We start from the raw sequence: 25,187 nt of genomic DNA on the forward strand, positions 1-25,187 counted from the left end.
TCGGCGTGTAGATGTCGCAATCCACACCGAACCCAGAAGGCCCTCACCCGTTCAAGCACCCAGCACGCGTGTCACCAACGTCCCGGGACAGCACATCTAGGGCGGACACGAGTGCGCAGGATTCGAACCTGCAACCTTCTGATGCGTAGCTCTGGAGAGATTGGTCAATGACGGTCATAGCGGTCGTCGCGAGATCCCTCAGAGGCACTGCCGGTCATGGTTGGTTGCTGTGGTTGCTGTACTTCGCTGCTGTACCGCAGCCGTCACCGAATCGACGAAAGCTCGCCGCATCGAGGCCGATAGAGGGTCTGGGTCCACTCACCACGTGTTGTGACAGTGGCCGGTGATAGCTATGTGCCGTATGGATACCGAGCACGCTCGCCCCGAAGACCTGGCCATGCTCCGGGCGGCCTTCGACACCGGGGAGCCCCTGGGCTGGGAGGCAGTCCGCGCCTTCGAGACGGAACATGGAATCACGTTGCCCGAGCCCTACCGGACCTGCGTCGCTGAGATAGCCGACGGCTGCGGCTTCGGCCCGCCCGACTACGGTCTTGTGCCGCTGGCCGAGCTGCCCGATGACTGGGGCGACGACCGCCCGGTCCGTGAGCTGGCCAAGCCGTTCCCGCTCACGGAGATGTGGCTGTGGGAGAAGGACGATATACCGGACGACGAACTGGGTCCGACGCTGGATCCCGTCTTCGACCACGGGTCGATCGTACTGGGCACCGACGGCTGCGGCATGTACTGGCACTTGATCGTCGCAGGCCCCCACCGTGGACACGTCTGGAACATCTGCGGCGAGGGTGCCGGACCGTTTGGATCCGAGTTCGGTTTCACCACAGGCGAGTCCGGCTTCGCCGGCTGGGTCCGTCACTGGGTCGAGGGCAAGCCCTGGTCTGATGCAATGTGACCTTGGATGGCGGAGTGCCACTCCGTTGCTCCGTTGGCAGTGTCAGCTTGGGAAGCTAGGGGCGTTTAGGGGAGGAAGCCGGGCTGACCTGTGGCGACGCAGTGTCGGAGCTCGATTGTCCGTCGCCCTGATCCCCGGTGTTCCCCGTGGTTCCCCGTACGACCTGGCACGGCTCTGGCATGGCCCCTTCGTCGAGCAGCACGGCAAGTTCCCTCAGATCGTTCGCGACCATGACCTGAGCGAGGCGTCCGGCGATGGCCACCTCGGGACGTGCGGTGTCCTTCTGATTCGTAGCTCTACAGAGATCGGTTAGCGACTGTTGGTCACTGATCCGTAGAGTCGGGCAGCCCGTTGGACAGGACAGCCTGCTGCGGGCCGATCGCTGCCTCTGTGCCGTGGTCGCCGTCAAGGTTGCCGTCACCGTCTGGTCATGCGCTGGGCTATCTGACGTGCCAAGCAGGCATGTTGGGGGGGCGAAGTGGGTGGCGTGATTGCTGCTGGAGATTCAGCCGTCAGGTGATGAATGCCCTTCGGCGCGAACGGCCGCCTGTGTGAGGCACATCGCACCTGGTCATCGTGACTCGTACACCTCAATGTGACATGATCACGCCGCTAATACCGCCGCTGACCACGGCGGTTGTACATCAATCGGGGATTTCTAACGTAATGCGTATACGTACGGCGATTTCTGCTGTCCTTGCCTCCTCCCTGACCGCTGCGCTTGCTGTCACCAGCGCCCCGGCCTTCGCTGCTGGCGGCAATACCGCCACGCAGGCGGCCGCTGTCGTGCAGAAGGTCACCGGCACCCAGGCCATCGCTGCGTCCACCACCACGGACGCCAGCCCGGCGCAAGCCACGAAGGCCGGCGTAACAGTCACGGCCCCGGGGAACGCCAGCGGTCAGGTTGCTGCTACAGCACCTGGCAAGGGCAGCCTGTCCCTCGGTCTGCCGGGTCGCAGTGATGTCGAGGGTGTCAAGACCGGGCAGGGCACTGTCGTCTACCCGGACGCCGCCAAGGCCACCGACCTGGCGGTCCAGCCCTCCACGGACGGTGGCGCGTCCACCCTGATCACGCTCAAGAACGCCCAGGCGCCGACCACGCAGCGCTTCACCCTCAACCTGCCTGTCGACACGAAGGCGGTAGAGGACGGTGCCGGTGGCTATCTACTGCTGCGCGCCCTGGCAGGCGGTGCGGCCCAGGAGGTTGGTCGCATCTCCGCGCCCTGGGCGAAGGACGCCAACGGCAAGCCCGTGCCGACTCACTACACCCTCGAAGGCAACCAGCTCATCCAGACGGTCGAGACCGCGAGCGACACAGCCTTCCCCGTGGTCGCCGATCCTCACTTCACATGGGGGATCATCACGGGCACCGCATACTTCAACAAGCATGAGACCGAGCAGATTGCGTTGGGCGGAGCCACGGCTGTTGCCATCGTCAGCGCGGTCGGTGGTCCCTTTGACCTCGTGATCGACCCCATCGTCGGACTCGCCGTGGCACAGGCAGCCCTTGCTTCTCACGCCGGCAAGTGCGTGGAGATCAAGAGTGACGGCATTGTTGCTCAGTACAAGGGTGGCTACTGCAAGTAAAGCCTTACGCTGACTAGAGAAAGGACGGCGCGAGATGGCTGAAGCTCTGGTATGGAGTGGCGCGATCGCGTTGGCTGTGTGCACGTGGTACCGCACCAAGCTCCGATCGACGTACGGCCGTCAGCACACGTCGCCGATTCGAGGCAGCCGTACGGCAATGGTCCTCCCACTGGTCGTCATGGCCATCATGTGGAGCCTCGCGCGCATCACAGCCAGGGACGATGTCCTTGCATGGGTGGTCGCTGTCTTCTGGGGCCTGACGACCCTTGAGGCCGTCAAGGTCGCCAAGTTGAAGCGTCGTCCGGTCTAAGGTCGGCCGCTGTCGGTCTCCCGGTGCCCCAGCTTGATATGTCAGCTGGGGCACCGCTGAGCGTCTTTTATCGTCAACATGCAGGTCACCGCGGTTGATGTAAGCCGGTCATCTCGTCGTGCTCGCGCACGGGCCGTTGCCTTGACCTCAGATCGTCTGGGAGCGGTTGGGATCGGCCCTGGTCAGTACAAGCAGGGCGCACAGGAGCGGCCGCGTAACGCACAGGCAGACGGAGCCTGGTGATCAGGTACCGGGTCGCGCGCTCACGTATACGCACTGTGTATACACTGAATGGATAGTTGCATCGTGATTATCAGTCCTCTCTCACTCGGCTTCCGCGGATCTGTCACGTGTCAACGGCGGCACCGTGCGGTCGGCGTCGGCGTCTGGATACCGCGAAAGCTTGGTGCCTGATGTCAACTGCTGTTCGCGCACAGGAGTCAGGCTCCACCACAGCCGCCGCCGGCAAGCTGCCGTCCGTCGGACGGCGGTGGGATTGGCCGTTGTTGGTGGTCTGTGCCGTGTCCGCTCTCGTGGTGGGGCTGCTGTCGCCCGCCGACACCTCGCAGGAGGCATGGGGCCTGGCCGCTGCGTTGGGGTACGGCTGTGCCGCACTGGTCGCGGCGAGGTCGTCCGCGCCGTGGGCACTGGCTCCCGCCGTGGTCGCGGTCCTCGGTGGGGCCGTCGTGCCCCTGCTGTACCTGACAGTGATCAGCAAGGAGCAGATGGAGGTCGGCGTCGTGGAGCGGGCGGCCGACTTGCTGTTCGCCTCCGGTAGCCCGTACCACCCCACACCGCACGCGGTGCGGGACTTCAATCCCTACCTCCCCGGTATGGCTCTCTTCGGCATACCGCACATGCTGTGCGGCGGCATCCCGTTCACCAGCGCCCGGTTGTGGTTTCTCGTCGGTTTCCTGGCGGCCGTGGCGGGCGCGATACGGGCGCTTACCAACGGCCGCGACGCGGGCGCCGCCCGGATCAGCACTCCGCAGGGGGTCACTGGCAGGACGGGCGTGTTGTGGCTGATCGCCTGCCCTGTTGTCGCGCTGCCGCTCACCTTCGGTGGTGTGGACCCGCCGGTCATCGGATTGATGTGCCTGGCCCTGGCCTTCACACAGCGGGGCGATTCTGGACGGGCTGGGCTGGCTCTGGGCGCGGCGGCCGCGCTGAAGTGGACCGCCTGGCCGGCCATCCCGGTGCTCGTCACCGTGCTGGCGGTGCGTGGAGGGTGGCGTGCTGCGGTCAAGAGCGCGGCGGGAGCAGTGGGGATCGCCCTGTTCACTGTCCTGCCTGTGGCCTTGGTGGACAGTGGCGCCTTCTACCGCAATGTCGTCCTCTACCCGTTGGGACTCGGTCCCACGGCATCGTCCGCACAGAGTCCTTTGCTGGGACATCTGATCGCTGTACTGGTCCCCCACGGCAAATCCCTCACGATGGCGCTCATCGCGCTGAGCGCGATGACTGTGGGTCTCTCGCTACTGATCCGCCCACCACGGACCACCGTGGCAGGTGCCGACAGGCTGGCACTCGGTCTGTTCCTTGCGATAGTGCTGTCTCCCGCCACCCGCATCGGCTACGCCATTTACCCAATTGTCCTGCTGGCTTGGCCGCGCTTCACCGCTGCTCTGTCGGCCGGCGTGGTGCTTGGACAGCAGTCGGCCGCTGGCCCCCGGACCATCTTGGCCGGATCGCTGCCGCCTGCTTCGAGGAGATCATGACCGCCTCAGATTCGTTCCTCCGAGCACTGCACTTCCGCCAGGACATCGCTGAGTGCGCAACGGACCTCAGTGATCAACCTGTTCTGAGGAACGCTGCAGAGCGCGTCAGGAGCCGGTCAAGTGAAGGGCCGGGTCTCTGACCTGCGGCCGTGTAATCGATCAACGGCCCCAGGACGGCCCGCCGGGTGCCTGGCTGTACGGGCATATCGCTGGACAGCGGTCAAGGTCCCCAAGCCTCGTCGCCGCCGGATCAAGCCCTGGTCCGTGATCGAGGCGGGGCGCTTCCTCGCCGATTCGCTCGCTCGGGAAGATCCGCTCTTCGCCGCCTGGGTCCTGGCCCTCTGCCTCGGCCTGCGGCGCGGTGAGGTCCTGGGCCTGACCTGGACGTCGATCGACTTCAAGACCGGTGAGCTGTACGTGGATCACCAGATCCAGCGTGCGGGCCGACAGATCCTTCACCGGGAGACCAGGACGGAGGAGTCCGACGACTTCCTTCCGCTCCCCGAGTTCTGTCTGAAGGCGCTCCGGATGCGGCGTGCTCAGCAGACCGGGGACCGGAAGGCGGCCGGTGAGCTGTGGCAGGACACTCGCGGGCTGATCTTCACCACGAAGTACGGGACGCCGATCGAGCCGGGCAACCTCACCCGCATGTTCGCCCCGCGGGCCCGGCGCGCCGGCCTTCGGGTCATCTGTCCGCCGCCATGGGCGGCACCCGAACCGAGACCGGCTGATCCAGACCAAGTTGCTGTACTTCGCTGCTGTACGCCCCTGAAACGCAAGAGGCCCCGGAGTAATCCGGGGCCTCACCTGTGCGCACTCGGCAGGATTCGAACCTGCAACCTTCTGATCCGTAGTCAGATGCTCTATCCGTTAAGCTACGAGTGCTTGTTCTTTTGTTCTTGTCTCCGTTTCGGCCCTTTCGGCCCCGTCCCGGCGACAGGAAGAACATTACATGACTGCCGCCGACATGTGAAATCCGATTGGCACACCCCTTGTGACCTGCGGAAACGTCCACAGATGGGCTGAGGGCGACGGAGGGCGGGAACGCCGAAGCCCCGGTCCTGGGGACCGGGGCTTCGGGATCGGTGCGGAGGCGGAGGGATTTGAACCCTCGATCGGGTGTTAGCCCGAAACCGCATTAGCAGTGCGGCGCCATAGACCGGACTAGGCGACGCCTCCAGCACAACCGCTCACGCGAGCGCGCGAGTGGTGCGTGCAGATGATGACACAGCCGAGCGGCCTGTCACCAATCGCCCCCCACGGTACTAGGCAGTCGGGTCACAGGGCAAAGGGCTTCTGTCCGGCGCGGCGCAGGCGGGACGGCGGTGGAACGGCGGACGCAACGTCCGGGGGGCCGGGACGTTGGGCAGGGCATGGTTTTCCTTCTTCAGCGGGGTCAGAGGGGGCAGGGGGGCGCTGCCCCTCGGCGGTGGCGTGTGCATGGCGGCGGTGGGTCCGTCCTCGCCGGCGTGCCCGCCCTGGTCGCCGTATCCACCCTGGTCACCCTCTCCGCCGTACCCGCCGTCGCCTCGTCCTCCGTGCCGCCGCCCGTACGGCCCGAGGACCGGCCCGCCGATCACCTCACCGTCGTCGTGCGGCATGCCGGGTCCGGGCGGGACGGGTCGTACGAGCTGTTCTGTCATCCGGCCGGCGGGAGTCATCCGGACGCGGCGGAGGCCTGCCGGGCGCTGGACGAGCACACGCAGTGGGGGCGGGACCGCTTCGCTCCCGTGGCGCCCGGCACCGTCTGCACCATGCTCTACGGCGGACCGGCCACCGCCCGGGTGACCGGCACCTGGGCCGGACGCAGCGTCGACGCCGCGTACGACCGCAGCGACGGATGCGAGATCGGGCGGTGGGACCGGATGGTGCCGCTGCTGCCGAAGCTGGGCGAGGCGACGTAAACCCGCCAGTCCGCCAGTCCGTCCGTCAGCCGGAAATCCACGGTCCGGTAAAGGTCCCGCGAAGGTCTCGGGAAGTCGGAGGGGGTGGTCGGTGTGTGGTGGCCGGTTCGGTGTCACTTCGTCGTGGGACCTCCCTCTCATCCGGCGTCGCGAGCGCAACGTGTGCGCTTAGACTCCCTCGCGTGACACGTCGCGGGCCGGTTGGCAAGATGGCCCGAGCGGTCGGCAAGGTGCGGTAACAGGGAGGAAGCGTCTCGTGAGCAGCAGGCCATCCCGAGGCGCTGCTCGCCTCGCAGCCATACTCGACGCGCTGCCGGACGCGTTGGTCCTGGTCAACGCCAACGGAACCGTCGTCAACGCCAACACCATCGCGCTCGAGACCTTCGAGGCGCCCGGTACGGCACTCGTGGGGCGTGGGCTGCTCGATCTGCTGCCCGAGTTCGACTCGCGGCTGATCCCCGGGTCGATGCGGCGGCCCGATCACATGGATCCGCAGGGGCGCACCAAGCCCACGCGGATGGTCGCGCGGCGGACCGACGGGTCCGAGTTCCCCGTCGAGGTCACGAGCGCGAACCTGGAGAACGGGCAGCAGGCGTACGACGGTTACGGATACACCGGTGACGAGCTGCTGATGATCGTCGTCCGGGACCTGTCCGGGACCGTCGACACCGAGGCGGAGCTGGCGCGGTCGCAGCGGCAGACCGAGATGATCCTGCGGGCCGCCGCCGAGGGCGTCGTGGGCACCGACACCGACGGGCGGATCGTGCTCGTCAACCCGGCCGCCGCCCAGATACTGGGTTACCGGGCCGGGGAGCTCGGCGGCAAGCAGCTGCACGCCCTCGTGCTGCACTCGCGCGCCGACGGGTCGCCGTTCCCGTACGAGGAGTCGCCGCTCGCCGACACCCTGCGCTCCGGGCGCAAGCACCGGGTGCGCGGGCAGGTGCTGTGGTCCAAGGGGGACGAGCAGGTCTCCGTCGATCTGACCACCGCGCCCGTGCGGGACGGGGAGCAGCTCGTCGGCGCCGTGATGACCTTCACCGACCGGCGGCCGTACGAGGCCCTCGCCGAGGAGAAGTCCGTGCTGGAGAAGGCGCACGCGGAGGAGGTCGAACGGCTCACCGAGGAGCACGCCTCCGATCTGACCGCGCTGCGCCAGCAGCACGTCACCGAGGTCGAGGAACTGCGGGAGAAGCACGCCGCGGAGCTGGCGGCCGGGGAGGAGCGGTACGCCGCGCTCGCCGAGCGGGAGAAGGACCGGTACGAGGCCCTCGCCGGGCGGCACGAGCAGCTGCTGACCCTGCTCGGGCAGTCGCTGCGCGGGCCGCTGGACGAGCTGCGGCGCGAGCTGGCGGCGCTGGCCGCCGACGACGCCGGGCAGCTGTGGCCCGAGGCCAACCAGGTGCTCCACCACCTTTCCGCCGGGTACTCGCGGATCACCACGCTCATCGACAACGTGCTCGGGTACCAGCGACTGGACGCGGGCGCCGAGGACATCACCCGTACGAAGGTGCTGCTCGACGCCGTGGTCGCCGCCGGTGTGGACGGGGCCGTCGAGCTGATCGGGCCGGGGCGGGTGCAGTTCGCCGTGCACGCGCCGCCCATCGAGGCCGAGGTCGACCCGCAGCGGCTCGCGACCGCGCTGGCCCACCTGGTGGCGGATGTCGCGGGTGTCGACGCCACCGGCAACTCGCCCGTCTCCGCGGGCGGTTACCTGGACAACACCGTCGTGGTCGCGGCCGCGCAGCGCGGTGAGGTCGCGCGGATCGAGGTGCGCGGGCCGTACGTCGGTGGAGACCCGGTGCACGAGCCGATCGTGCGCGGGATCGTACGGGCCCACGGCGGCGTGCTGCAGACGCACGAGGTGCCGGGCATGAGCGGCAGCGCCTATGTGCTGGAGGTGCCGCTCGGCGGTGGTGCCGGGGCGGTCGACGGCGCGGTCGCGGGGCAGGTGCCCCCCGCTGCCCTTCCGGCCGCCGCGCCGGATGCGGGCGGGCAGGGCTCCGGCACGGGCACCGGCACCGGTGAGGTGGCCGTGGCCGAGGCCGGTGCCGCCGAGCAGGCCGCCGGTGGCGGACGACGGCGGGCCCGGCGGCCCTCCACCGACGCCTTCCTGGAGAGTGACGTGTCCGGCGCCGGCCAGGCCGGTGACCCCGACGCGCCCGCGCCGACCGGGCGCCGCCGCAGGCGCGCCGCCGTGCCCGCCGACGCGACCGGCGCGGTACCGGCCGAGGGCGCGGAGACCGCGTCCGGCGGGACCGGACGACGCCGTGGCCGGTCCGCCGAGGGCGCAGCGGGCGACGGCGCAGGTGCGAGTGAGGCTGTGAGCGAGGGCGCGGTGGTGACCGCGGCCGAGCATGCCGCGGGGGCCGCCGCCTCCGGTACGGGACTCGGCTCCGCCGTGCCGCCGGGGGGCGTGCCCGCACCCACGGGCCGGCGCGCCCGCCCCGCATCCGGCGCCCCGCAGGCCGCGCTGCCGCCCGCGCCCGCACTGCCGGCGGCGGGAGTCCCGGGCAACGGGCCGACGCCGGGTGCCGAGGCCGTTCCGGCCGAGGCCGGCCAGCCGACCGGGCGGCGCCGGCGTGCGCTGGCCGCGGCGGCGGAACGTGCCGCCGCCCAGGAGGCGGGCGGTGCGCGTACGGTCTTCGCCCTGCCGCCGGCCGAGGCCGACCGCTCCCCGCAGTCCCCGGACTCGGCGAGCGGAGTGGGTACGGTTCCGGCGGCCGGTGGCGTTCCGGGTGCCGGTGTGCCTGTGGCGCCCGGGGGCACCGTGCCGGTCGGTCCTGGTGGTACGGCCGTACCTGTCGGCCCGGGTACGGCTGTACCGGTGGGCCCGGGTACGGCTGTGCCCGTCGGTCCGGGTGCGGGTGCCGTTCCGGGTGTTGCCGCGGGGCAGCCGCAGGGCGCCGGTCCGGGTGCCGGGCAGGGCGCGGGTCCGCTTCCCGTTCCGCCTCAGGGCTCCGGTCCGGTGCAGGTGCCCGCTCAGCCGCCGCTGTCCGCCGCGGGGGCACCGGGCGCCGACGGCCGGCACGACGCCGTACCGCTCGACCAGTCCGGGGACCACACCCCGCCGCAGCCGCATCCGACCAGCGCGCCGACCGGCCGGCGCCGCCGGGCCGTGGCCCCGCCGGCGGACCCCGCTCAGGGTGTGCCGGTCGCTGCCGGGCAGGCCGGGCCGCATCCGGCGGGGACGCCGACTCCCGGTCGGGGCACGCCCGTTCACGGCGTTCCGGCGCAGGGTACGGCCGGGCAGGGCATCCCCGTCCAGGCCACCGCGGCGACGCCTGCGCAGACGCCCGCCGCGGCGCCCGGCGCCCCGGCCGCCGTCCCCGCGCCCGGTCAGCAGGCACCCGGTCAGCAGGCCGCCGTACCGCAGGCGCCCGTACCGCAGATCGCCGCGCCCGCGCAGGACACCGCGGGCCGGCCGGTCCCGGCGGCTCCGGGCCAGGCGGTCCCGGCCCAGCAGTCCGCTCCGGCAGCGACCGCGACACCGCCCGGTGGTACCCCGAGCGCCCAGCCGCTGCCCGCGCAGGCCGGCAACGGACCGGTGCCGACGGCCGTTCCGGCGCCCGGCGTGCCCCAGCAGTGGCCTGGTGCCGCCTCCGACGACACCTCCGGCGCGGGCACTCCCGTACCGCAGACCGGCACGCCGGCCCCCGGCACGCCGCTCCCCGCGGACCAGGCCGGGGTACAGGCGCCGCGGGCCGCGCAGCCGTTGCCCGCCGAGGGTGCCGCTCCCGACCCGCATTCGACGCAGGGGCGGGCGATCAGCGTCCGTACGCTCGGGCAGGGCGTGCCGTTCTCGCGGCAGGCCGCCCAGGTGCAGCAGCCGACGGCGACCCCGCCGCCGCACACGCCGGGCGGTTCCGGCCGCCGGCGCAAGCTGGGCACGCCTCCCGACCCGGCCCAGCGTGAAGAGCAGCAGCCGGAGCAGGCGGCCGTACAGCCGGCCGCGGCGCACCCGTCCCTGGCCGGGCAGTCCCGGCTCGCCCCGGGCACCACCGAGGGCGCCGGGCGGTCGTACGCCATAGGCGCGCCGGACGCCGACGCCGCCGAAGGCCCCGAGCCGCTGGACGGCCCGGGCGGTGCCATCGAGATCGCGGACACCCCGCGTCCGCAGCCGCTCGACGACGAGCTGCCGCCGGAGCCGCTGGACAACCCGCGCCGGCTGCTGGTGTGGCCCGCGCCGGACGCGACGACCCAGCAGGCGCTGAGCGACCGCGGCTACCGGCCGGTCATCGTGCACTCCCGCGAGGAGGTCGACGCGCAGATCGCGGCGTTCCCGGCCGCGCTGTTCGTGGATCCGCTGACCGGGCCCATCACGCGTACCGCCCTGCAGTCGCTGCGGCAGGCCGCCGTCGCGGCCGAGGTGCCGGTGCTGGTCACGGCCGGACTCGGGCAGGCGACGCGCGAAGCGGCGTACGGCGCCGATCCCGCCGTACTGCTGAAGGCGCTGGCGCCGCGGGACAGCGAGCAGCATCCGCCGCGGGTGCTGCTCATCGAGGAGCACGCGGAGATCGCGCTGGCGCTGACCGCGACGCTGGAGCGGCGCGGGATGCAGGTGGCGCGGGCCGCGAGCGACGACGACGCGGTGACGCTGGCGGGGCAGTTCCGGCCGAACCTCGTGGTGATGGACCTGATGCAGGTGCAGCGGCGACAGGCCGGGGTCACCGGGATCATCGACTGGCTGCGCGCCAACGGGCAGCTCAACCGCACCCCGCTGGTCGTGTACACCGCCGCAGTCGACCAGGCCGACCTGCCCCGGCTGGCCTCGGGCGAGACGGTCCTGTTCCTCGCGGAGCGGTCGACCAGCACCGAGGTGCAGAGCCGGATCGTGGACCTGCTGGCCCGGATCGGCACCAACTAGCCCACGGCCTCACCCGGGGACACCTCCGGGATCCGTACCCGGCGGCTGACGCGCGGGCGCGCCGGGCAGCAGGGTCCGCTGCCCGGCGCGCCCGGGGGTGTCAGAGGCGGGTGACGTCCAGTTGTCCGTCCGCGTACTGCCTGCGCAGTACCTTCTTGTCGAACTTGCCCACGCTGGTCTTCGGCACCGACTCGACGATCGTCCAGCGCTCGGGCAGCTGCCATTTGGCGATGCGGCCCTCCTCGGCGAGGAAGGAGCGCAGGGTGTCGAAGTCGGCGGTGGCGCCCTCCTTCAGGACGACCGTGGCCAGCGGGCGTTCGCCCCACTTCTCGTCGGGTACGGCGACCACCGCGGCCTCGGCGACGTCCGGGTGGGACATCAGTGCGTTCTCCAGCTCCACCGAGGAGATCCACTCGCCGCCGGACTTGATGACGTCCTTGGCGCGGTCGGTGAGGGTGAGGAAGCCGTCGGGGGAGATGGTGCCGACGTCACCCGTCTTGAGCCAGCCGTCCTCGCTGAACTTGTCGGCGGGGCGCAGGGGTTCGGCGTCGGGGCCGTTGTAGTAGGCGCCGGCGATCCAGGGGCCGCGCACCTCCAGCTCGCCCGCCGACTCGCCGTCCCAGGGAAGGCGTTCGCCGCCGGGGCCGGTGAGCCGGGCCTCGACGCCGGCCGGGAAACGGCCCTGGGTGAGGCGGTAGGCGAACTCCTCCTCGGTACCGGCCGCGTGGGCCGGCGGACGGGCCACCGTGCCGAGCGGCGAGGTCTCCGTCATGCCCCAGGCATGGCAGACGCGCATGCCGAGCCTGTCGAAGGCCGCCATGAGGGAGGGCGGACAGGCGGAGCCGCCGATGGTGACCTGGGTGAGGGAGGAGACGTCGCGGGGCCGGCCGGTCAGCTCGGCGAGCAGGCCCTGCCAGATGGTCGGGACGGCCGCGGCGTGGGTCGGCTTCTCGCGTTCGATCATCTCGGCGAGCGGCGCCGGCTGCAGGAAGCGGTCCGGCATCAGCATGTTGACGCCGGTCATGAAGGTGGCATGCGGCAGGCCCCAGGCGTTGACGTGGAACTGGGGGACCACGACCAGCGAGGTGTCCTGGTCGGTCAGGCCCATCGACTGGGTCATGTTGACCTGCATGGAGTGCAGGTAGATCGAACGGTGGCTGTAGACCACGCCCTTGGGGTCGCCGGTCGTGCCCGAGGTGTAGCACATCGCGGCAGCCTGGCGTTCGTCGATCTCGGGCCAGTCGTACCTGGTCGGCCGGTCGGCGATCAGTTCCTCGTACTCGTGGATCCGGGCGTGCGCGCCCTGGAGCGGGGAACGGTCACCGGGGCCCGACACGACGATGTGCTCCACCGTCGGCAGCTTGGACAGCAACGGCGCGAGCAACGGGATCAGGGAGCCGTTGACGATGATGACCTTGTCGGCCGCGTGGTTGACGATCCACACCAGTTGCTCTGCGGGCAGCCGCAGGTTGAGCGTGTGCAGCACCGCGCCCATGGACGGGATCGCGAAGTACGCCTCGACGTGCTCGGCGTTGTTCCACATCAGGGTGGCCACCCGGTCGTCGCCCCGGACGCCGAGTTCGTCACGCAGGGCGTTCGCCAGCTGCACCGCGCGCACCCCGGTCTCGGCGAAACTGCGCCGCTGCGGTTCGGCCTCCCCGGTCCAGGTGATGATCTGGGAGCGGCCGTGCACCAGTGTCCCGTGCACGAGGATGCGGGTGATGGTCAGCGGTACGTCCTGCATGGTGCTCAGCACGGAGTCCTCCCGGGGCGGCATTGCCTACGCGGTGGTAGAGGCTGCGCTGATTCTGCTCACATACCGAGCGGTATGTCACTAGGGGGTGAGTCACTCGGGAGGAAAAACCGGCGAGTCGGCTAGCGCACCAGGCCCAGCTCGGGATCCTCGCGCAGCTTGGCCAGCGCACGCGACACGGCGGACTTCACCGTGCCCACCGACACCCCGAGCACCTCGGCGGTCTGGGCCTCGCTGAGGTCCTCGTAGTAGCGCAGGACGACCATCGCGCGCTGCCGGGCCGGCAGTTTCATGATCGCCCGCCACATGGCGTCGTGCAGTGCCTGCCGCTCGGCCGGGTCGTCGTCGCCCGGCACGGGCTCCGGCTCGGGCAGCTCGTCACAGGTGAACTCGTCCACCCTGCGCTTGCGCCACTGCGAGGTCCGGGTATTCAACAGCGCCCGGCGCACATAGCCGTCGAGCGCCCGCTGGTCCTCGATCCGCTCCCAGGCCACGTAGGTCTTGGCGAGCGCGGTCTGCAACAGGTCCTCGGCGTCGCTCAGGTTCGCGGTGAGCGAGCGCGCGGTGCGCAGCAGGACCGGCTGACGAGCCCGCACATACGACGCGAACGTCGGATATGCCGGAGCCTCCCCGCCCGGCCGGAGCCGGGGGTGCGGGAGGGTCTGCCGCCTTGGTGCGGCGGCGGCCGAGGCGCTGGTGCAGACGGGTGTGGTCATGGCTCCACGCTAGGAGCGGACTCCCCTGGATCGGATCGCCCCCAGGTCCTGAAGCGGCGTCCCCCTCAGGTTGTAGGGGTGGGGCAGGCTCCACCTCCTGAAGGTGGACGGCGACTCCACCCGGTCTGCGGGTACGACCCTGACTCCACCCCGGTCGGTCCCGGTTCCGCCTGCCGGCCCGACCCTGAGGCCGGGGGCGGACCCGGCACCGCTCACGGACACAGGGGGCGGGGAGGCGGCCCGTCGCTCCGTCCGCCGGCCGGCCGTGAACCCCGTGAGCCGTAAGCCGTCCGCCGTGGGGCGTCCGGCGTGGGCCGTGGGGCGTCCGGCGTGAGCCGTGGATCGTCAGCCGTCAGCCGCCAGGACCAGCCCCGAGGTCGGCACCCCGGTGCCGGCCGTCACCAGGGTCCGGGCAGCGCCCGGTATCTGGTTCACCGCCGTGCCCCGCAGCTGGCGCACCGCCTCCGCTATGCCGTTCATCCCGTGCAGATAGGCCTCACCGAGCTGGCCCCCGTGTGTGTTGAGCGGCAGCCGCTCCTCGGCCACGAAATCCGCCGCCTCCCCCTTCCCGCAGAACCCGAACTCCTCCAGTTGCATCAGCACGAACGGGGTGAAGTGGTCGTACAGGATCCCCACGTCGATGTCGGCGGGCGCCAGACCGGAGGTGCGCCACAGCCGACGGGCCACCGCGCCCATCTCCGGCAGGCCGGTCAGATCGTCCCGGTAGAAGCTGGTCATCTGCTCCTGCGCCCGGCCGGCGCCCTGGGCGGCCGCCGCGATGACGGCCGGGGGATGCGCCAGGTCCCGGGCCCGCTCCACCGAGGTGACGACGATCGCCTGCCCGCCGTCGGTCTCCTGGCAGCAGTCCAGCAGCCGCAGCGGCTCCACGACCCAGCGGGACGCGGCGTGCTCGGCGAGCGTGATCGGGCGGCCGTGGAAGTAGGCCGCCGGGTTCGTCGCCGCGTACTTGCGGTCCACCACGGCCACATGCCCGAACACCTCCGGCGCCAGCCCGTACGCGTGCAGGTACCGCTGGGCCGCCATCGCCACCCAGGAGGCCGGGGTGAGCAGCCCGAACGGCAGCACCCAGCCGAGCGCCACGCCCTCCGCCGACGGCTCCCGGTGCTGCACGCCGGCGCCGAACCTCCGGCCCGAGCGTTCGTTGAAGGCGCGGTAGCAGACCACGACCTCCGCCATGCCCGTCACCACCGCGAGCGCCGCCTGGAGCACGGTGGCGCAGGCCGCACCGCCGCCGTAGTGCACCCGGGAGAAGAAGGACAGCTCGCCCATCCCACAGGCCTGGGCCACCGTGATCTCCGGGTTGGTGTCCATCGTGAAGGTCACCAACCCGTCCACGTCCGCCGGCGCCAGCCCCGCGTCGTCCAGCGCGGTCCGCACCGCCTCCACGGCCAGCCGCAGTTCGCTGCGCCCGGAGTCCTTGGAGAACTCGGTGGCCCCGATCCCGGCGATCGCGGCGCGCCCGGCCAGGGTGTCGCGCGCCGGGATGCTCATGAGCGGGCCTCCGTGTCCGGGGTCGTGGCGGGGGCCGCCGGGACCGTGACCGTCACCGTGCCCGTCACATGTCTGCCGAGGGCGTTGGCGCCGACGACCCGTACGGTGGCGGTGTCGCCGTCGACCGCCTCGATCGTGCCCGTCAACACCATCGTGTCTCCCGGGTAGTTGGGTGCCCCGAGCCTGATGGCGACCTTGCGGAGGATGGCCGTCGGGCCGAAGTGGTCCGTGATGTATCTGCCGACCAGGCCGTTCGTCGTCAGGATGTTCATGAAAACGTCCGGTGAGCCCTTCTGCCTGGCCGACTCGGCGTCGTGGTGCACGTCCTGGTAGTCCCGCGACGCGATCGCCCCCGCCACGATCAGCGTCCGCGTGACCGGGATCTCCAGCGGGGGCAGCGCGGCGCCCGCCGTGAGAGCCGTCGTCGGTGCCGTCTTCACGTCTCACTCCCCACGCGGTCAACTCCCTCGCCTGTGCGTGACGTCCATGTCAGGCCTCGCCCTCGCCGTGGCCCTCGACGACCCGGAAGACGGGCAGGACCAGCGCGCCCTCCGCGTCCTCGTAGGTCCGGAACTCCACCTGGACGGGCAACCCGATGCGCACCTTGTCGTACGGCACCCCGGTCACGTTGCTCACCATCCGTACGCCCTCGGTGAGTTCGACGAGGCCGACCGCGTAGGGAGGGTCGAATGCCGGGAAGGACGGGTGGTGCATCACCACGTACGAGTAGACCGTTCCCTCGCCGCTCGACTCGACCGTGTCCCAGTCCGGGCAGCCGCACGCGTTGCAGCCCGGCAGCCAGGGGTGGCGCAGGGTGCCGCAGTCCGTGCAGCGCTGGATGAGGAGTCTGTGTTCGGCCACGCCCTGCCAGAAGCCTGCGTTGTCCCAGCCCACCACCGGGCGGGGGCGCGGGGCCGGGGGTTTCCGGCGGGCCGGGGCGTACTTGAGGATGCGGAAGCGGTGGGTGCCCACGAGGTCGCCGTCGACCCGGACGTCCGTGCGGGTCGTGACGAAGTACCCGGTGCCCAGCTTGGTCGTCTTGCGGCCGGAGACCGACTCGATCACCGAGTCGAACGTGACCCGGTCACCCGGGCGCAGGGGCCGTAGGTACTCCTGCTCGCAGTCGGTGGCCACCACGGCCGTACAGCCCGAGGTGTCGAGGAGGGACAGCAGGTCGTCGTAGGCACCCGTGCGGCCCTCGTGTCCGGACAGGCCGCCCATCGTCCACGCCTGGAGCATGGTGGGCGGGGCGATGGCGTCCGGGCCGGAGTAGGCCGGGTTGGTGTCGCCCATGGCCTCGCACCAGTGCCGGATCATCGGCGCGTTCACCGGGTCCTTGCCCACCCCGGCGACGGCGGCCGACCGCCCCTCGTAGGCCTTGAGTCGCGCGCCCACCTCGTCCGCCTCTCCGCCCACCGCCGCCCCCTCCTCCGTCTTCCCACTCACCGCCGCCCCCTTGCCACCCCGAGCCGCCTCGTCGCGACGATCTCCTCACACATGCGATACGTCGCGACAGTCGATTGCGTTCCCGCCGATTTCACGCCGCCGGCCTCGCCGGGAGCCGTTCGACCGGCCCCCACGTCTGCCGCCGAACACCGGTTGATCAGGCGCTTTGCGTCCATTCGGGCATGATTTCCGACCGCCCGGAGACGCCCCCACGGCTCATCGATCCGGCGCCCCGGATTCACTGGATCGGGTGTACGGGCGGCGATGGGCGCGGCAGCGAGCGCGGCCCTCTCGCGGTTGAGCCGGCCGGTGATGGGCGACCAGCCGTCGTATTCGACCGGCCGGTCGAGGCCCATCCCGCCTTCGACACCGATGCGGCGCAACCGGGCGCGGAAGTCGGCAGGTTCGCCGTACGGCGGGAGCACAGCCCTGAAACGGGCGCGGAGTTCGGCGCGCAGGTGCTGCTGCCGCTCCGTGGGGGCGAGGTGCACGGCGGGTCCCTCCCGGCCTCGCGTACCTGACAGGACAGTTTCTGACTGTCCGTCAGATACCGATGGGTGTCAAGCTCGGCCGGCGCAGGACCGCGCGCGGGAACACGCCTGCGCGGCGGCACCGAAGCACCGCCGCGCAGACGCCTTACGACCCTGAAGCACACCCCACGAGGACCCTCACCGAGAGGGGCCTCGCCCCCGGGTCACCACAGCTGGGTGAAGTGGACGGCGACGTTCTCGTTGCCCTGCTGGATCGCCGTCCACGCGGAGCCGTTGACCTGGGCGGTGTTGCTCTGGTTCGAGGCACCGTTGCCGACCGCGTTCTGCTGCGTGGTGGACGAGTTTCCGTTGTTGTTGTGGCCGACTCCGCTGCCGATGATGCCCGCCACACCGGTGTTGGCGCTCGATCCGTTGTCCGCGAGGGAGCCGTTGTCGGCGGCCGCGACGCCACCGAAGAGGGCGGCTGCGAGCGGAAGTGCGGCGACGGCGGCGAGTACGCGGGCGGTACGGATGCTTGCCATGTTGTTCCTCCAGAACCGAGAACTCTGCGGCACTAGGGCCGGACGTACATGAAGTACGGCTTGTGTCAGGGCAGTTGGCCGACCGCTCTGACTGTCGTGGACGACGTCGCGAGATCAGAGTTGCCCACCGAATCCCCGGCGAACCACCCCGGAAGACCCGATTCGCACGCAAGCGTGATGACAAGTCGATAAACCCTTATCGCCATCTTTCGCACCTTCACCGCCCAGAACGGGTGAGATCGCACTTCCGCTCACCAAGCCGCACAAGGGATGAACCGTTCCGTCACACATCCGGCCAATTTCCCCGCCCCGGCGCGTCACCACCGGCCGCCTCTTCCTTTTTTCGAACGTACGTACGAACATGGAGGCATGGCCTACACCGACCGGCAGGCCACGACGCTGGCCCTCGCACATGCCCTGTCAGCCGCCGAACGCGGCCTGGCCGTCATCCCCCTGTCCCGGACGAAGCTCCCGGCCCTGCGCTCCCCCCACCGCGACGACCCCGACCCGGCCGGACCCCGCTGCCACGGCCAGTGCGGCCGCTTCGGCCACGGCGTGTACGACGCCTCGGCCGACCCCGTCCGCATCCGCGAGCTGTTCGCCGCCGCGCCCTGGGCCACCGGCTACGGCATCGCCTGCGGGCTGGCGCCGTACCACCTGATCGGCGTCGACCTGGACACCAAGTCCGGTACGAACTCCTCGACCGCGCTGCGCGAACTGGCCCTGCGCCATCTGTTCACCATCCCGGAGACGGTCGTCGTCCGCACCCCGAGCGGCGGGCGCCACCTGTGGCTCACCGGCCCGCCGGACGTCGTCGTACCGAACTCCGCCGGGCGCCTCGCCCCCGGCATCGACATCCGCGGCGCCGGCGGCTACCTCGTGGGCCCCGGCTCCCGCACCGACCACGGCGTGTACACAACCACGCCCGGCACCGCGCACCTCACCCCCGCCCCCTGTCCGCCGTCCCTGCTGCGCCTGCTCGTGCCGCCGCCCCGGCCCCCGCATCCGAACCCTCCGGTCCCCGGCGACCACGGCCGCGGCCTGGTCCAGTTCGTCCTCTCCGCGCACGAGGGCCAGCGCAACACCCGCCTCTTCTGGGCCGCCTGCCGTGCCTACGAGAACGGCATCGGCCCCGCCCTGGCCGACCCCCTGACCGAGGCCGCCCTGGGCACCGGCCTGTCCGAACGCGAGGCCCGCGCGACGATCGCCTCGGCGGCGCGGATGACGGGGCACCGGCCGTGACCGCGGGGAGGCAGACGGAGCACGTCGAGCCACGAAGATCACGGCCCCAACGTCGTGCTCTACCTTCACTGGGCCGTCTGTTGGCCGTGATCTTCCTCTCGGGCACGCTGCGAGGCGGCGAGGTTCATCGACCGCCGCGGGTCTCGATATGGACCCTCGTCAGCGCGAACAGGATCAGGAGGTCGAGTGTCATCACGGGGATGGCCCACAACGGGTAGTAGGGAACGAACATGAACTGGGTGATCAGGCTGATCGCTGCCACTGATGCACCGGCCCCACGACCCCAGCTCCGGCCTGCCAGGACTCCCAGGCCGGCAATGACGAGGGCCACTCCCATCACGAGGTGGATCCAGCCCCAGGACGTCAGGTCGAACCGGTAGGCGTACCGCGACGCGGCGAACAGGGTGTCGTGCGCGATTCCGGCTGCGCCCATCAGGATGCTGAGGGGCCCGCTGACCATCAGCATCATCCCGGCAAACTTGGAGGCGTCGTCGATCGTTTCGCCGAGTCCCCCAAGCCCTTGCTGTCTCCTGTTCGGCACCGTTGTCATGCCAGCAGCCTTCCTGTGCAGCGCGGTCACCACAGCACACCGCCCACGCGAAGCCAGCCACGCTCTTCCAACAGGATGGCCGCAATCCTCCGGCACCGCGACTGCAACCCGCGTCGCCGGCAAGGGGATTCCCGCAGGTGTCGCGAAGGGCACACAGCAGTTCAGGGGCCGCCTGTGGCTCACTGGGTGGTCTGTGGGTCGTGCCCCTCCCTCAGGCTTGTGCTGGAACACGGAGTCGATCGCGCAGCGGGCGCGTTCTCTGCTGTCGGGCATCAGGTGGGCGTACACCCGCAGCGTCAGCGCCGGATCAGCATGTCCCATGTACTCGCTGACGGCCTTGACGTTCTCGCCCGCGTCCAACAACGCGGACGCACTCTCTCTTCTCCGGCCAACGAGCCGACAGCCCGGCACAGCGCCCGGCTCGACAGCGGCTCGTCGGCGCCCCGCCGAAGACGTGCAGTGGCCCTTGCCCAGGGCTCCACACGGACGTCCATCCAACGGCTGACATGCTGGTCATCAAGGGTTTCGGCCGCTATCGAGGGCGCTGGCGTCAGCGGCCCCTCACGCTATCGCTGAAGGCGCTTCCGGGCCCCGAGCCGGGCTGTCTGTGGGCCGTCCGAAGGCGACCAACGCCGACAGACGACGAGGCCGCGCTCGAAGGAAATTCGCCAATAATGTCCTGATTCGAGAAAATCGCCTGACGGGATCCTCCCCTGGCTCCTCACGCGGGGAGAAGTCATGGAACAGCAGCTACGCCCCGAGTCCGCAGCTCGGTCGGCCGGTGCGCGGCCGTGGCGTCCGCCGGCGCCCGTACCGAGCTGCCGCACCTCCTGGCCGGCAACGCCGGAGCGGCCCGGTACGCGCTCGGACGGGCACGCGCCGCCGGGCTGTGGGCGGGCTCCGGGGCCTCGCACGGCAGCGCCCGGCCGGCTGACATGACCGAGCGCAAGGGCCGTCGACTGTGGCAGCCGCCGCGCGGCCCCGGGGAGCAGCGGCAGCGGCGTGTGGTCGGCCCGCTGGAGCTCTTCTACGACCTGGTGGTCGTCGTGCTGGTGGGACAGGCCGCCCACCACCTGACCGAGCATCTCAGCTGGTCGGGGGTGGGCGAGTTCGCCGCGGTGTTCGCGCTGGTGTGGATCGCCTGGCTCAACGGCACCGTCCACCATGAACTGCACGGCCGGGAGGACGCGCGGACCCGTGTCCTGGTCCTGGTGCAGATCTTCGTCCTGGTCCCGCTGGGGGCGTTCATCCCCAAGGTGGGCGGGGCGAACGGAGCCAGGTTCGCCATCGACGCCGGGATCCTGTTCGCCGTGCTGGCCATCATCTGGATGCTGGCGGGACGCCGCTACCCCCCGGGGTGGCGCGTGCCCAACCGGTTGTACGTGACCATGACGGCCGGGTGCGCGGTGGTCCTCCTCGCGAGCGCCTTCCTTTCGCCCGGCGCCCGCCTGCTGGTCTGGGGGCTGCTGGCGGCTTCGTCCCTGGTCGAGGTCGCAGTCGTGATCGCCCTGTTCCCGCAGAGTCAGCCGGAGATCCTGTGGTTCACCGACGCGCTCAGGGAACGGTTCGCGCTGCTCGTCATCATCGTGCTCGGCGAGGTGGTCGCTGGTGTGGTGACCGGCCTGTCCGACGAGCCGATCAGCGCCCTGAACCTGTCGGTCGCGCTGGTGGCCGTCCTGGTCGGATTCGGCGCGTGGTGGACGTATTTCGACTTCGCCGGGCACTACCGGCCCCGACGTACCCGCGTGGTGACCGTCCAGTGGATGTTCACCCATCTGCCGCTCACCGGGACGGTGGCCGCCATGGGAGCCGCGATGGTCAGCCTGGTCGAGCATGCACACGACCTCCGCACCCCCGCCGCGACGGCCTGGGTGCTGTGCGCGGGCGTCGCGATCGTGCTGTCGCTGACCATGCTCCTGGTGACAGGCCTGGAGGTCTGGCACCGGGACCGCGGGCGGTACCTGCCCGTCGTCCGCACCTGCCTCGTCATGGCACTGGCCGCCGTGGCACTCGGCCCGGCACGCCCGACACCGCTGGTTCTCGCCGTCGTACTCGTCGTCCTTCTCGGCATCCCCTGGGTCGTTGCCGTGGCACGCCGCGCGGCCCTGGACAACGACACGGCCAGGCCATGACGCCGAATGATCAAGCAGCAGATGTACGGTCGCGCCGGCCTCCCACTCCTGCGCCAACGCATCCTGCTCACCTGATGCCCGCGACACCGGTTACGAAAATCTTGTAAGACCCGTTGGCTGGTGCTCTGATTCCGGGCGCGGCCCAGACGTGCCGCCAGCCGCTAGGGTGCAGGTCAACGACGGTTTCAGCCGCTACAGACGACGACAGTTGAGGACAGCTCTCCCCCAGGTCGGAGACGGCGGGTTGGGCATTACCGCAGGCGCCCAACCCCGAACGTCAGTTGAGGAACATCAGAAGACCGGCTCCTGATCACCGCTACCCAGGCAGGCCGCCAAGGGTGCCCGTGCCCCACCCGTGCCCGATCGAGCGGGAAACCACGGGGAACCACGGGGACGAGCGGGCACAGCACAACGCAACGGCCCCCGACCGTATCGCCTGGTCGGGGGCCGTCAATCTGTGCGGTGGGTGTGGGATTTGAACCCACGGTGACTTGCGCCACGACGGTTTTCAAGACCGTTCCCTTAGGCCGCTCGGGCAACCCACCTCGCTCCCGCCCACCTGGGGCGGAGCGGGTACAGCGTACCGGGATCCACAGTCCGGCGGGCGGTGTGGTCCGTAGCGGGGTCCCGGGAGCCGGTAGGGGACCCGGGTCGGCCGCATGATGACAGGTCAGGGGCGGGCGGTGCCGGCCGCCGAGGGGCGCCCCTGCCGAGAAGCGCCCCTACGCGTGCGTGGCGGTCGGTCCGGTCAGTTGTCGCCGACTCGGGAGCCGAGGGTCAGCTGGACCGTGTGTTCCTGGCCGCCGCGCTTGTAGGTGATCGTGACCTTGTCGCCGGGCTTGTGGGTCCAGATCTCGCCGATCAGGGTCGGGCCGCTGTCGACCACCATGTCGTCGAGCTTGGTGATCACGTCACCGGGCTTGAGGCCCGCCTTGTCGGCCGGCCCGCCCGACTCGACCGCGGCGGAGCCGCCCGCGCCCTGATCGGTGATCTTCGCGCCGCCGGTGGAGTCCTCCAGCGAGACGGAGGCGCCGATCTTGGCGTACACCGGCTTGCCGGTGCCGATCAGCTGCTGGGCGACGTACTTGGCCTGGTTGATCGGGATGGCGAAGCCCAGGCCGATCGAGCCGGACTGGCCGGAACCGAACCCGCCGCTGTTGGTCGACTGGATCGCGGAGTTGATGCCGATGACCGCGCCGGAGGCGTCCAGCAGCGGGCCGCCGGAGTTGCCCGGGTTGATCGACGCGTCGGTCTGCAGCGCGCTCATGTACGACGCCTTGCTGCCGGAGCTGCCGTCGCTGGAGGCCACGGGGCGGTTCTTGGCGCTGATGATGCCGGTGGTCACCGTGTTGGACAGGCCGAAGGGCGCGCCGATGGCGATCGTCTCGTCGCCGACGGCCACCTTGTCGGAGTCGCCGAGGGCCAGCGGATTGAGGTCCGACGGGGGGTTCTTGAGTTTGATGACCGCCACGTCGTAGCCCTGGGCGTGGCCGACGACCTCGGCGTCGTACTTCCTGCCGTTCGGGAACGTGGCCGTCAGCTTGCCGCCGCCGAGCGCGTCCGCCACCACGTGGTTGTTGGTGACGATGTGACCTTGTTTGTCGAAGACGAACCCGGTGCCCGTGCCGCCCTCGCCATTCGTGCTCTCGGCCTCGATGGTGACCGTGCTGGGCAGCGCCCTGGCGGCCACGTTGGCGACCGTGCCGGGCGCGCGCCTGACCTGGGTGGCCCCGTTGTCGGAGGCGGAGACGGTGGTGGAGCCGCTGCTGTCGTTGTCCTTGGCCAGGGTGTAGCCGAGGCCGCCGCCCAGGCCGCCCGCGACCAGCGCGGCCACCAGGACCGCGGCGACGAGACCGCCGCGGCCGCTGCGCGGCTTGGGGGCGGGCTGCTGGTACGACGCTCCCCAGCCGCCGGCGCCGCCCGCGCCACCCGGTCCGAAGCCGGCGGCACCGGCACCACCGTCGCCGTAGGGCGCACCGCCGCCGTGGGACGCCCCGTCGCCGTAGGGCGCGCCGGCGCCATGGGACGCGCTCTCGCCGTACGGCGGGTCGGCCGGCGGCGGAGGCGGCCAGGAGCCGTCGGGGGCCGGACCCGAGGGGGCCGGGCCGGATGCGTGCGGGGCGGCGGTGTTCGGGTCGGTGGCGGGCCGGCGGGGCTCGGTTTCGGCCGCCGCCGGAGCGTCCTGGGGGACGGGCGGAAGGGGCGCCGTCGGCTCGTTCCCCCCGGGGGCGGAACCCTCGGGGGAGGTGGTGGGAGAGGCCACCGGCACAGGAGGTGCTGACGGGGCCTGGGGTACCTCGTTGCCCTCGTTCTCGGTGCTCACAGCTCTTCTCCTCGGTCCACGGCTGTTGTGTTCGGTCGCACTTGCTCACGCTCGGCAGCTGTGCATGGTGCTGTGGTCAGTCTCCACTGTTCCGTTTGTATGCAGTCAGCTTTTCCCACGAGCCGTCAGAGCACCATAAGCGGTGGCTGTGGGTCCGCGCCCAGCCCTTACACAGGGCCTTACCGGCAAAAGTTACATAAATGGGCACCGGGTGCGCCCCGGCCGCCCCATGCACCTCCGGACGGTGGCACCATGACGCGGTGACCCACGCACGACAGCGCTCCGTCCAGGTCGTCGCCCATCGGGGCGCCTCCGAAGACGCGCCCGAGCACACCCTGGCCGCCTACAAGAAGGCGATCGAGGACGGCGCCGACGCCCTCGAGTGCGACGTACGACTGACCGCCGACGGCCATCTGGTCTGCGTGCACGACCGGCGCGTGAACCGTACCTCCAACGGCCGCGGCGCCGTCTCCGCGCTGGAACTGGCCGATCTCGCCGCGCTCGACTTCGGCTCCTGGAAGACGCGTGAGAGCTGGCGCGGTCGGGACGAGGAGCCCGACTGGGAGCACCGGCCGGAGGACCGCGAGGAGACCTCCGTGCTCACCCTGGAGCGACTGCTGGAGCTGGTCGCCGACGCCGGGCGGCGAGTGGAGCTCGCCATCGAGACCAAACACCCCACGCGCTGGGCCGGCCAGGTCGAGGAGCGGCTGCTGACGCTGCTGAAGCGGTTCGGCCTGGACGCGCCGGCCTCCGCCGCCGAGTCCCAGGTCCGGGTCATGAGTTTCTCGGCGCGCTCGCTGCACCGCGTGCGTGCCGCCGCGCCGACGCTGCCGACGGTGTATCTGGTGCAGTTCCTCACACCCCGGCTGCGCGACGGGCGGCTGCCCGCGGGCGTGCGGATCGCGGGGCCCTCGATCCGCATCGTGCGCAACAACCCCGCCTATGTGGAGCGGCTGCAACGCGCCGGTCACCAGGTGCACGTGTGGACCGTGAACGAGCCCGAGGACGTCGATCTCTGCGTCGAGCTGGGCATCGACGCCATCATCACCAACCGCCCGCGCGCGGTCCTGCGGCAGCTGGGGCGGCTGTGACCTCAAGAGGCCGGTAAGGAGCCGCGTCCGTCCCCTTGACCCCGCTGTGCGGCTGCTGAATCCTCCACTCTCGGCCACACCACTGAAATCCAGCCATACGACGACCAGAGGAAGGGC

18 protein-coding genes and 3 tRNA genes are annotated in these 25,187 nt (G+C 70.8%); 9 read left to right on the forward strand and 12 right to left on the reverse strand.

What is annotated here, in order from left to right; translation table 11 throughout:
* The first annotated feature begins 361 nt into the window (after positions 1 to 361).
* The 4 genes from ACFYZB_RS30685 to ACFYZB_RS30700 all read left to right on the forward strand — a co-directional run bounded on the left by ACFYZB_RS30685 (position 362) and on the right by ACFYZB_RS30700 (position 4,525).
* A complete protein-coding gene (locus ACFYZB_RS30685) occupies positions 362 to 910 on the forward strand; it encodes an SMI1/KNR4 family protein (RefSeq protein ID WP_388764154.1) in 549 nt (182 codons plus the stop codon).
* Positions 911 to 1,510: 600 nt separating this feature from the next.
* On the forward strand, positions 1,511 to 2,497 hold the full coding sequence (locus ACFYZB_RS30690; protein ID WP_388764156.1) for a hypothetical protein: 987 nt from the start codon (positions 1,511 to 1,513) through the stop codon (positions 2,495 to 2,497).
* 34 nt (positions 2,498 to 2,531) lie between these two features.
* Positions 2,532 to 2,807, forward strand: coding sequence for a hypothetical protein (locus ACFYZB_RS30695; RefSeq protein ID WP_388764158.1), 276 nt, complete (start codon positions 2,532 to 2,534; stop codon positions 2,805 to 2,807).
* Positions 2,808 to 3,328: 521 nt separating this feature from the next.
* Complete coding sequence (locus ACFYZB_RS30700; RefSeq protein WP_388764160.1) at positions 3,329 to 4,525, forward strand: glycosyltransferase 87 family protein; 1,197 nt, start codon at positions 3,329 to 3,331, stop codon at positions 4,523 to 4,525.
* Between the two features lie 812 nt (positions 4,526 to 5,337).
* Here the strand turns inward: ACFYZB_RS30700 and ACFYZB_RS30705 are convergent.
* Together ACFYZB_RS30705 and ACFYZB_RS30710 are read right to left on the reverse strand one after the other, a co-directional pair.
* Positions 5,338 to 5,410 (reverse strand) — tRNA-Arg (locus ACFYZB_RS30705).
* Positions 5,411 to 5,613: 203 nt separating this feature from the next.
* Positions 5,614 to 5,704 (reverse strand) — tRNA-Ser (locus ACFYZB_RS30710).
* Positions 5,705 to 6,003: 299 nt separating this feature from the next.
* Between ACFYZB_RS30710 and ACFYZB_RS30715 the strand changes: the two genes are divergently transcribed.
* Positions 6,004 to 6,429 carry an SSI family serine proteinase inhibitor gene (locus ACFYZB_RS30715; protein WP_388764314.1) on the forward strand — a complete coding sequence of 142 codons (426 nt, stop codon included), beginning with the start codon at positions 6,004 to 6,006 and terminating at the stop codon, positions 6,427 to 6,429.
* A 256-nt stretch (positions 6,430 to 6,685) separates the two neighbouring features.
* The gene (locus tag ACFYZB_RS30720; protein WP_388764162.1) at positions 6,686 to 11,293 is read left to right on the forward strand and encodes a PAS domain-containing protein; all 4,608 of its coding nucleotides are present in this window, start codon (positions 6,686 to 6,688) and stop codon (positions 11,291 to 11,293) included.
* A 100-nt stretch (positions 11,294 to 11,393) separates the two neighbouring features.
* On the opposite strand, the gene ACFYZB_RS30725 is transcribed toward ACFYZB_RS30720, so the two are convergent.
* From ACFYZB_RS30725 to ACFYZB_RS30755, 7 genes are all read right to left on the reverse strand, one after another.
* Positions 11,394 to 13,070 carry a long-chain fatty acid--CoA ligase gene (locus ACFYZB_RS30725; RefSeq protein WP_388764164.1) on the reverse strand — a complete coding sequence of 559 codons (1,677 nt, stop codon included), beginning with the start codon at positions 13,068 to 13,070 and terminating at the stop codon, positions 11,394 to 11,396.
* Between the two features lie 98 nt (positions 13,071 to 13,168).
* Positions 13,169 to 13,762, reverse strand: coding sequence for a SigE family RNA polymerase sigma factor (locus ACFYZB_RS30730; RefSeq protein WP_351208650.1), 594 nt, complete (start codon positions 13,760 to 13,762; stop codon positions 13,169 to 13,171).
* A 345-nt stretch (positions 13,763 to 14,107) separates the two neighbouring features.
* A complete protein-coding gene (locus ACFYZB_RS30735; protein ID WP_388764166.1) occupies positions 14,108 to 15,274 on the reverse strand; it encodes a lipid-transfer protein in 1,167 nt (388 codons plus the stop codon).
* Positions 15,271 to 15,714 carry a MaoC family dehydratase gene (locus ACFYZB_RS30740; RefSeq protein ID WP_388764168.1) on the reverse strand — a complete coding sequence of 148 codons (444 nt, stop codon included), beginning with the start codon at positions 15,712 to 15,714 and terminating at the stop codon, positions 15,271 to 15,273. Before ACFYZB_RS30740 ends, ACFYZB_RS30735 begins: the two co-directional genes overlap by 4 nt.
* A 49-nt stretch (positions 15,715 to 15,763) precedes the next feature.
* Positions 15,764 to 16,720 (reverse strand): bifunctional MaoC family dehydratase N-terminal/OB-fold nucleic acid binding domain-containing protein, encoded by a 957-nt coding sequence (locus ACFYZB_RS30745; protein ID WP_388764170.1) that lies wholly within the window; start codon positions 16,718 to 16,720, stop codon positions 15,764 to 15,766.
* Positions 16,717 to 17,211, reverse strand: a complete 495-nt coding sequence (locus ACFYZB_RS30750) for a hypothetical protein (RefSeq protein ID WP_388764172.1) — start codon at positions 17,209 to 17,211, stop codon at positions 16,717 to 16,719. Before ACFYZB_RS30750 ends, ACFYZB_RS30745 begins: the two co-directional genes overlap by 4 nt.
* A 203-nt stretch (positions 17,212 to 17,414) precedes the next feature.
* Positions 17,415 to 17,732: a hypothetical protein gene (locus ACFYZB_RS30755; RefSeq protein ID WP_351208646.1), complete on the reverse strand. Its 318-nt coding sequence runs from the start codon at positions 17,730 to 17,732 to the stop codon at positions 17,415 to 17,417.
* Positions 17,733 to 18,101: 369 nt separating this feature from the next.
* On the opposite strand from ACFYZB_RS30755, the gene ACFYZB_RS30760 reads away from it, so the two are divergent.
* Positions 18,102 to 18,974: a bifunctional DNA primase/polymerase gene (locus tag ACFYZB_RS30760; RefSeq protein ID WP_388764174.1), complete on the forward strand. Its 873-nt coding sequence runs from the start codon at positions 18,102 to 18,104 to the stop codon at positions 18,972 to 18,974.
* A gap of 124 nt (positions 18,975 to 19,098) precedes the next feature.
* Here ACFYZB_RS30760 and ACFYZB_RS30765 read toward each other — a convergent pair whose 3' ends face one another.
* Complete coding sequence (locus ACFYZB_RS30765) at positions 19,099 to 19,554, reverse strand: hypothetical protein (RefSeq protein WP_388764176.1); 456 nt, start codon at positions 19,552 to 19,554, stop codon at positions 19,099 to 19,101.
* Positions 19,555 to 20,315: 761 nt separating this feature from the next.
* Here ACFYZB_RS30765 and ACFYZB_RS30770 point away from each other — a divergent pair.
* Positions 20,316 to 21,656: a low temperature requirement protein A gene (locus ACFYZB_RS30770; RefSeq protein ID WP_388764178.1), complete on the forward strand. Its 1,341-nt coding sequence runs from the start codon at positions 20,316 to 20,318 to the stop codon at positions 21,654 to 21,656.
* A gap of 460 nt (positions 21,657 to 22,116) precedes the next feature.
* Here the strand turns inward: ACFYZB_RS30770 and ACFYZB_RS30775 are convergent.
* Both ACFYZB_RS30775 and ACFYZB_RS30780 read right to left on the reverse strand, forming a co-directional pair.
* A tRNA-Ser gene (locus tag ACFYZB_RS30775) sits at positions 22,117 to 22,201 on the reverse strand.
* A gap of 203 nt (positions 22,202 to 22,404) precedes the next feature.
* A complete protein-coding gene (locus ACFYZB_RS30780) occupies positions 22,405 to 23,979 on the reverse strand; it encodes a trypsin-like peptidase domain-containing protein (protein ID WP_388764179.1) in 1,575 nt (524 codons plus the stop codon).
* Positions 23,980 to 24,239: 260 nt separating this feature from the next.
* On the opposite strand from ACFYZB_RS30780, the gene ACFYZB_RS30785 reads away from it, so the two are divergent.
* Positions 24,240 to 25,070, forward strand: a complete 831-nt coding sequence (locus ACFYZB_RS30785) for a glycerophosphodiester phosphodiesterase (protein WP_388764181.1) — start codon at positions 24,240 to 24,242, stop codon at positions 25,068 to 25,070.
* The last annotated feature ends 117 nt before the right edge of the window (positions 25,071 to 25,187 follow it).

Origin of the sequence: Streptomyces sp. NPDC001852 (assembly GCF_042891825.1) — a bacterium.
In the GTDB taxonomy this organism is placed as follows: domain Bacteria; phylum Actinomycetota; class Actinomycetes; order Streptomycetales; family Streptomycetaceae; genus Streptomyces.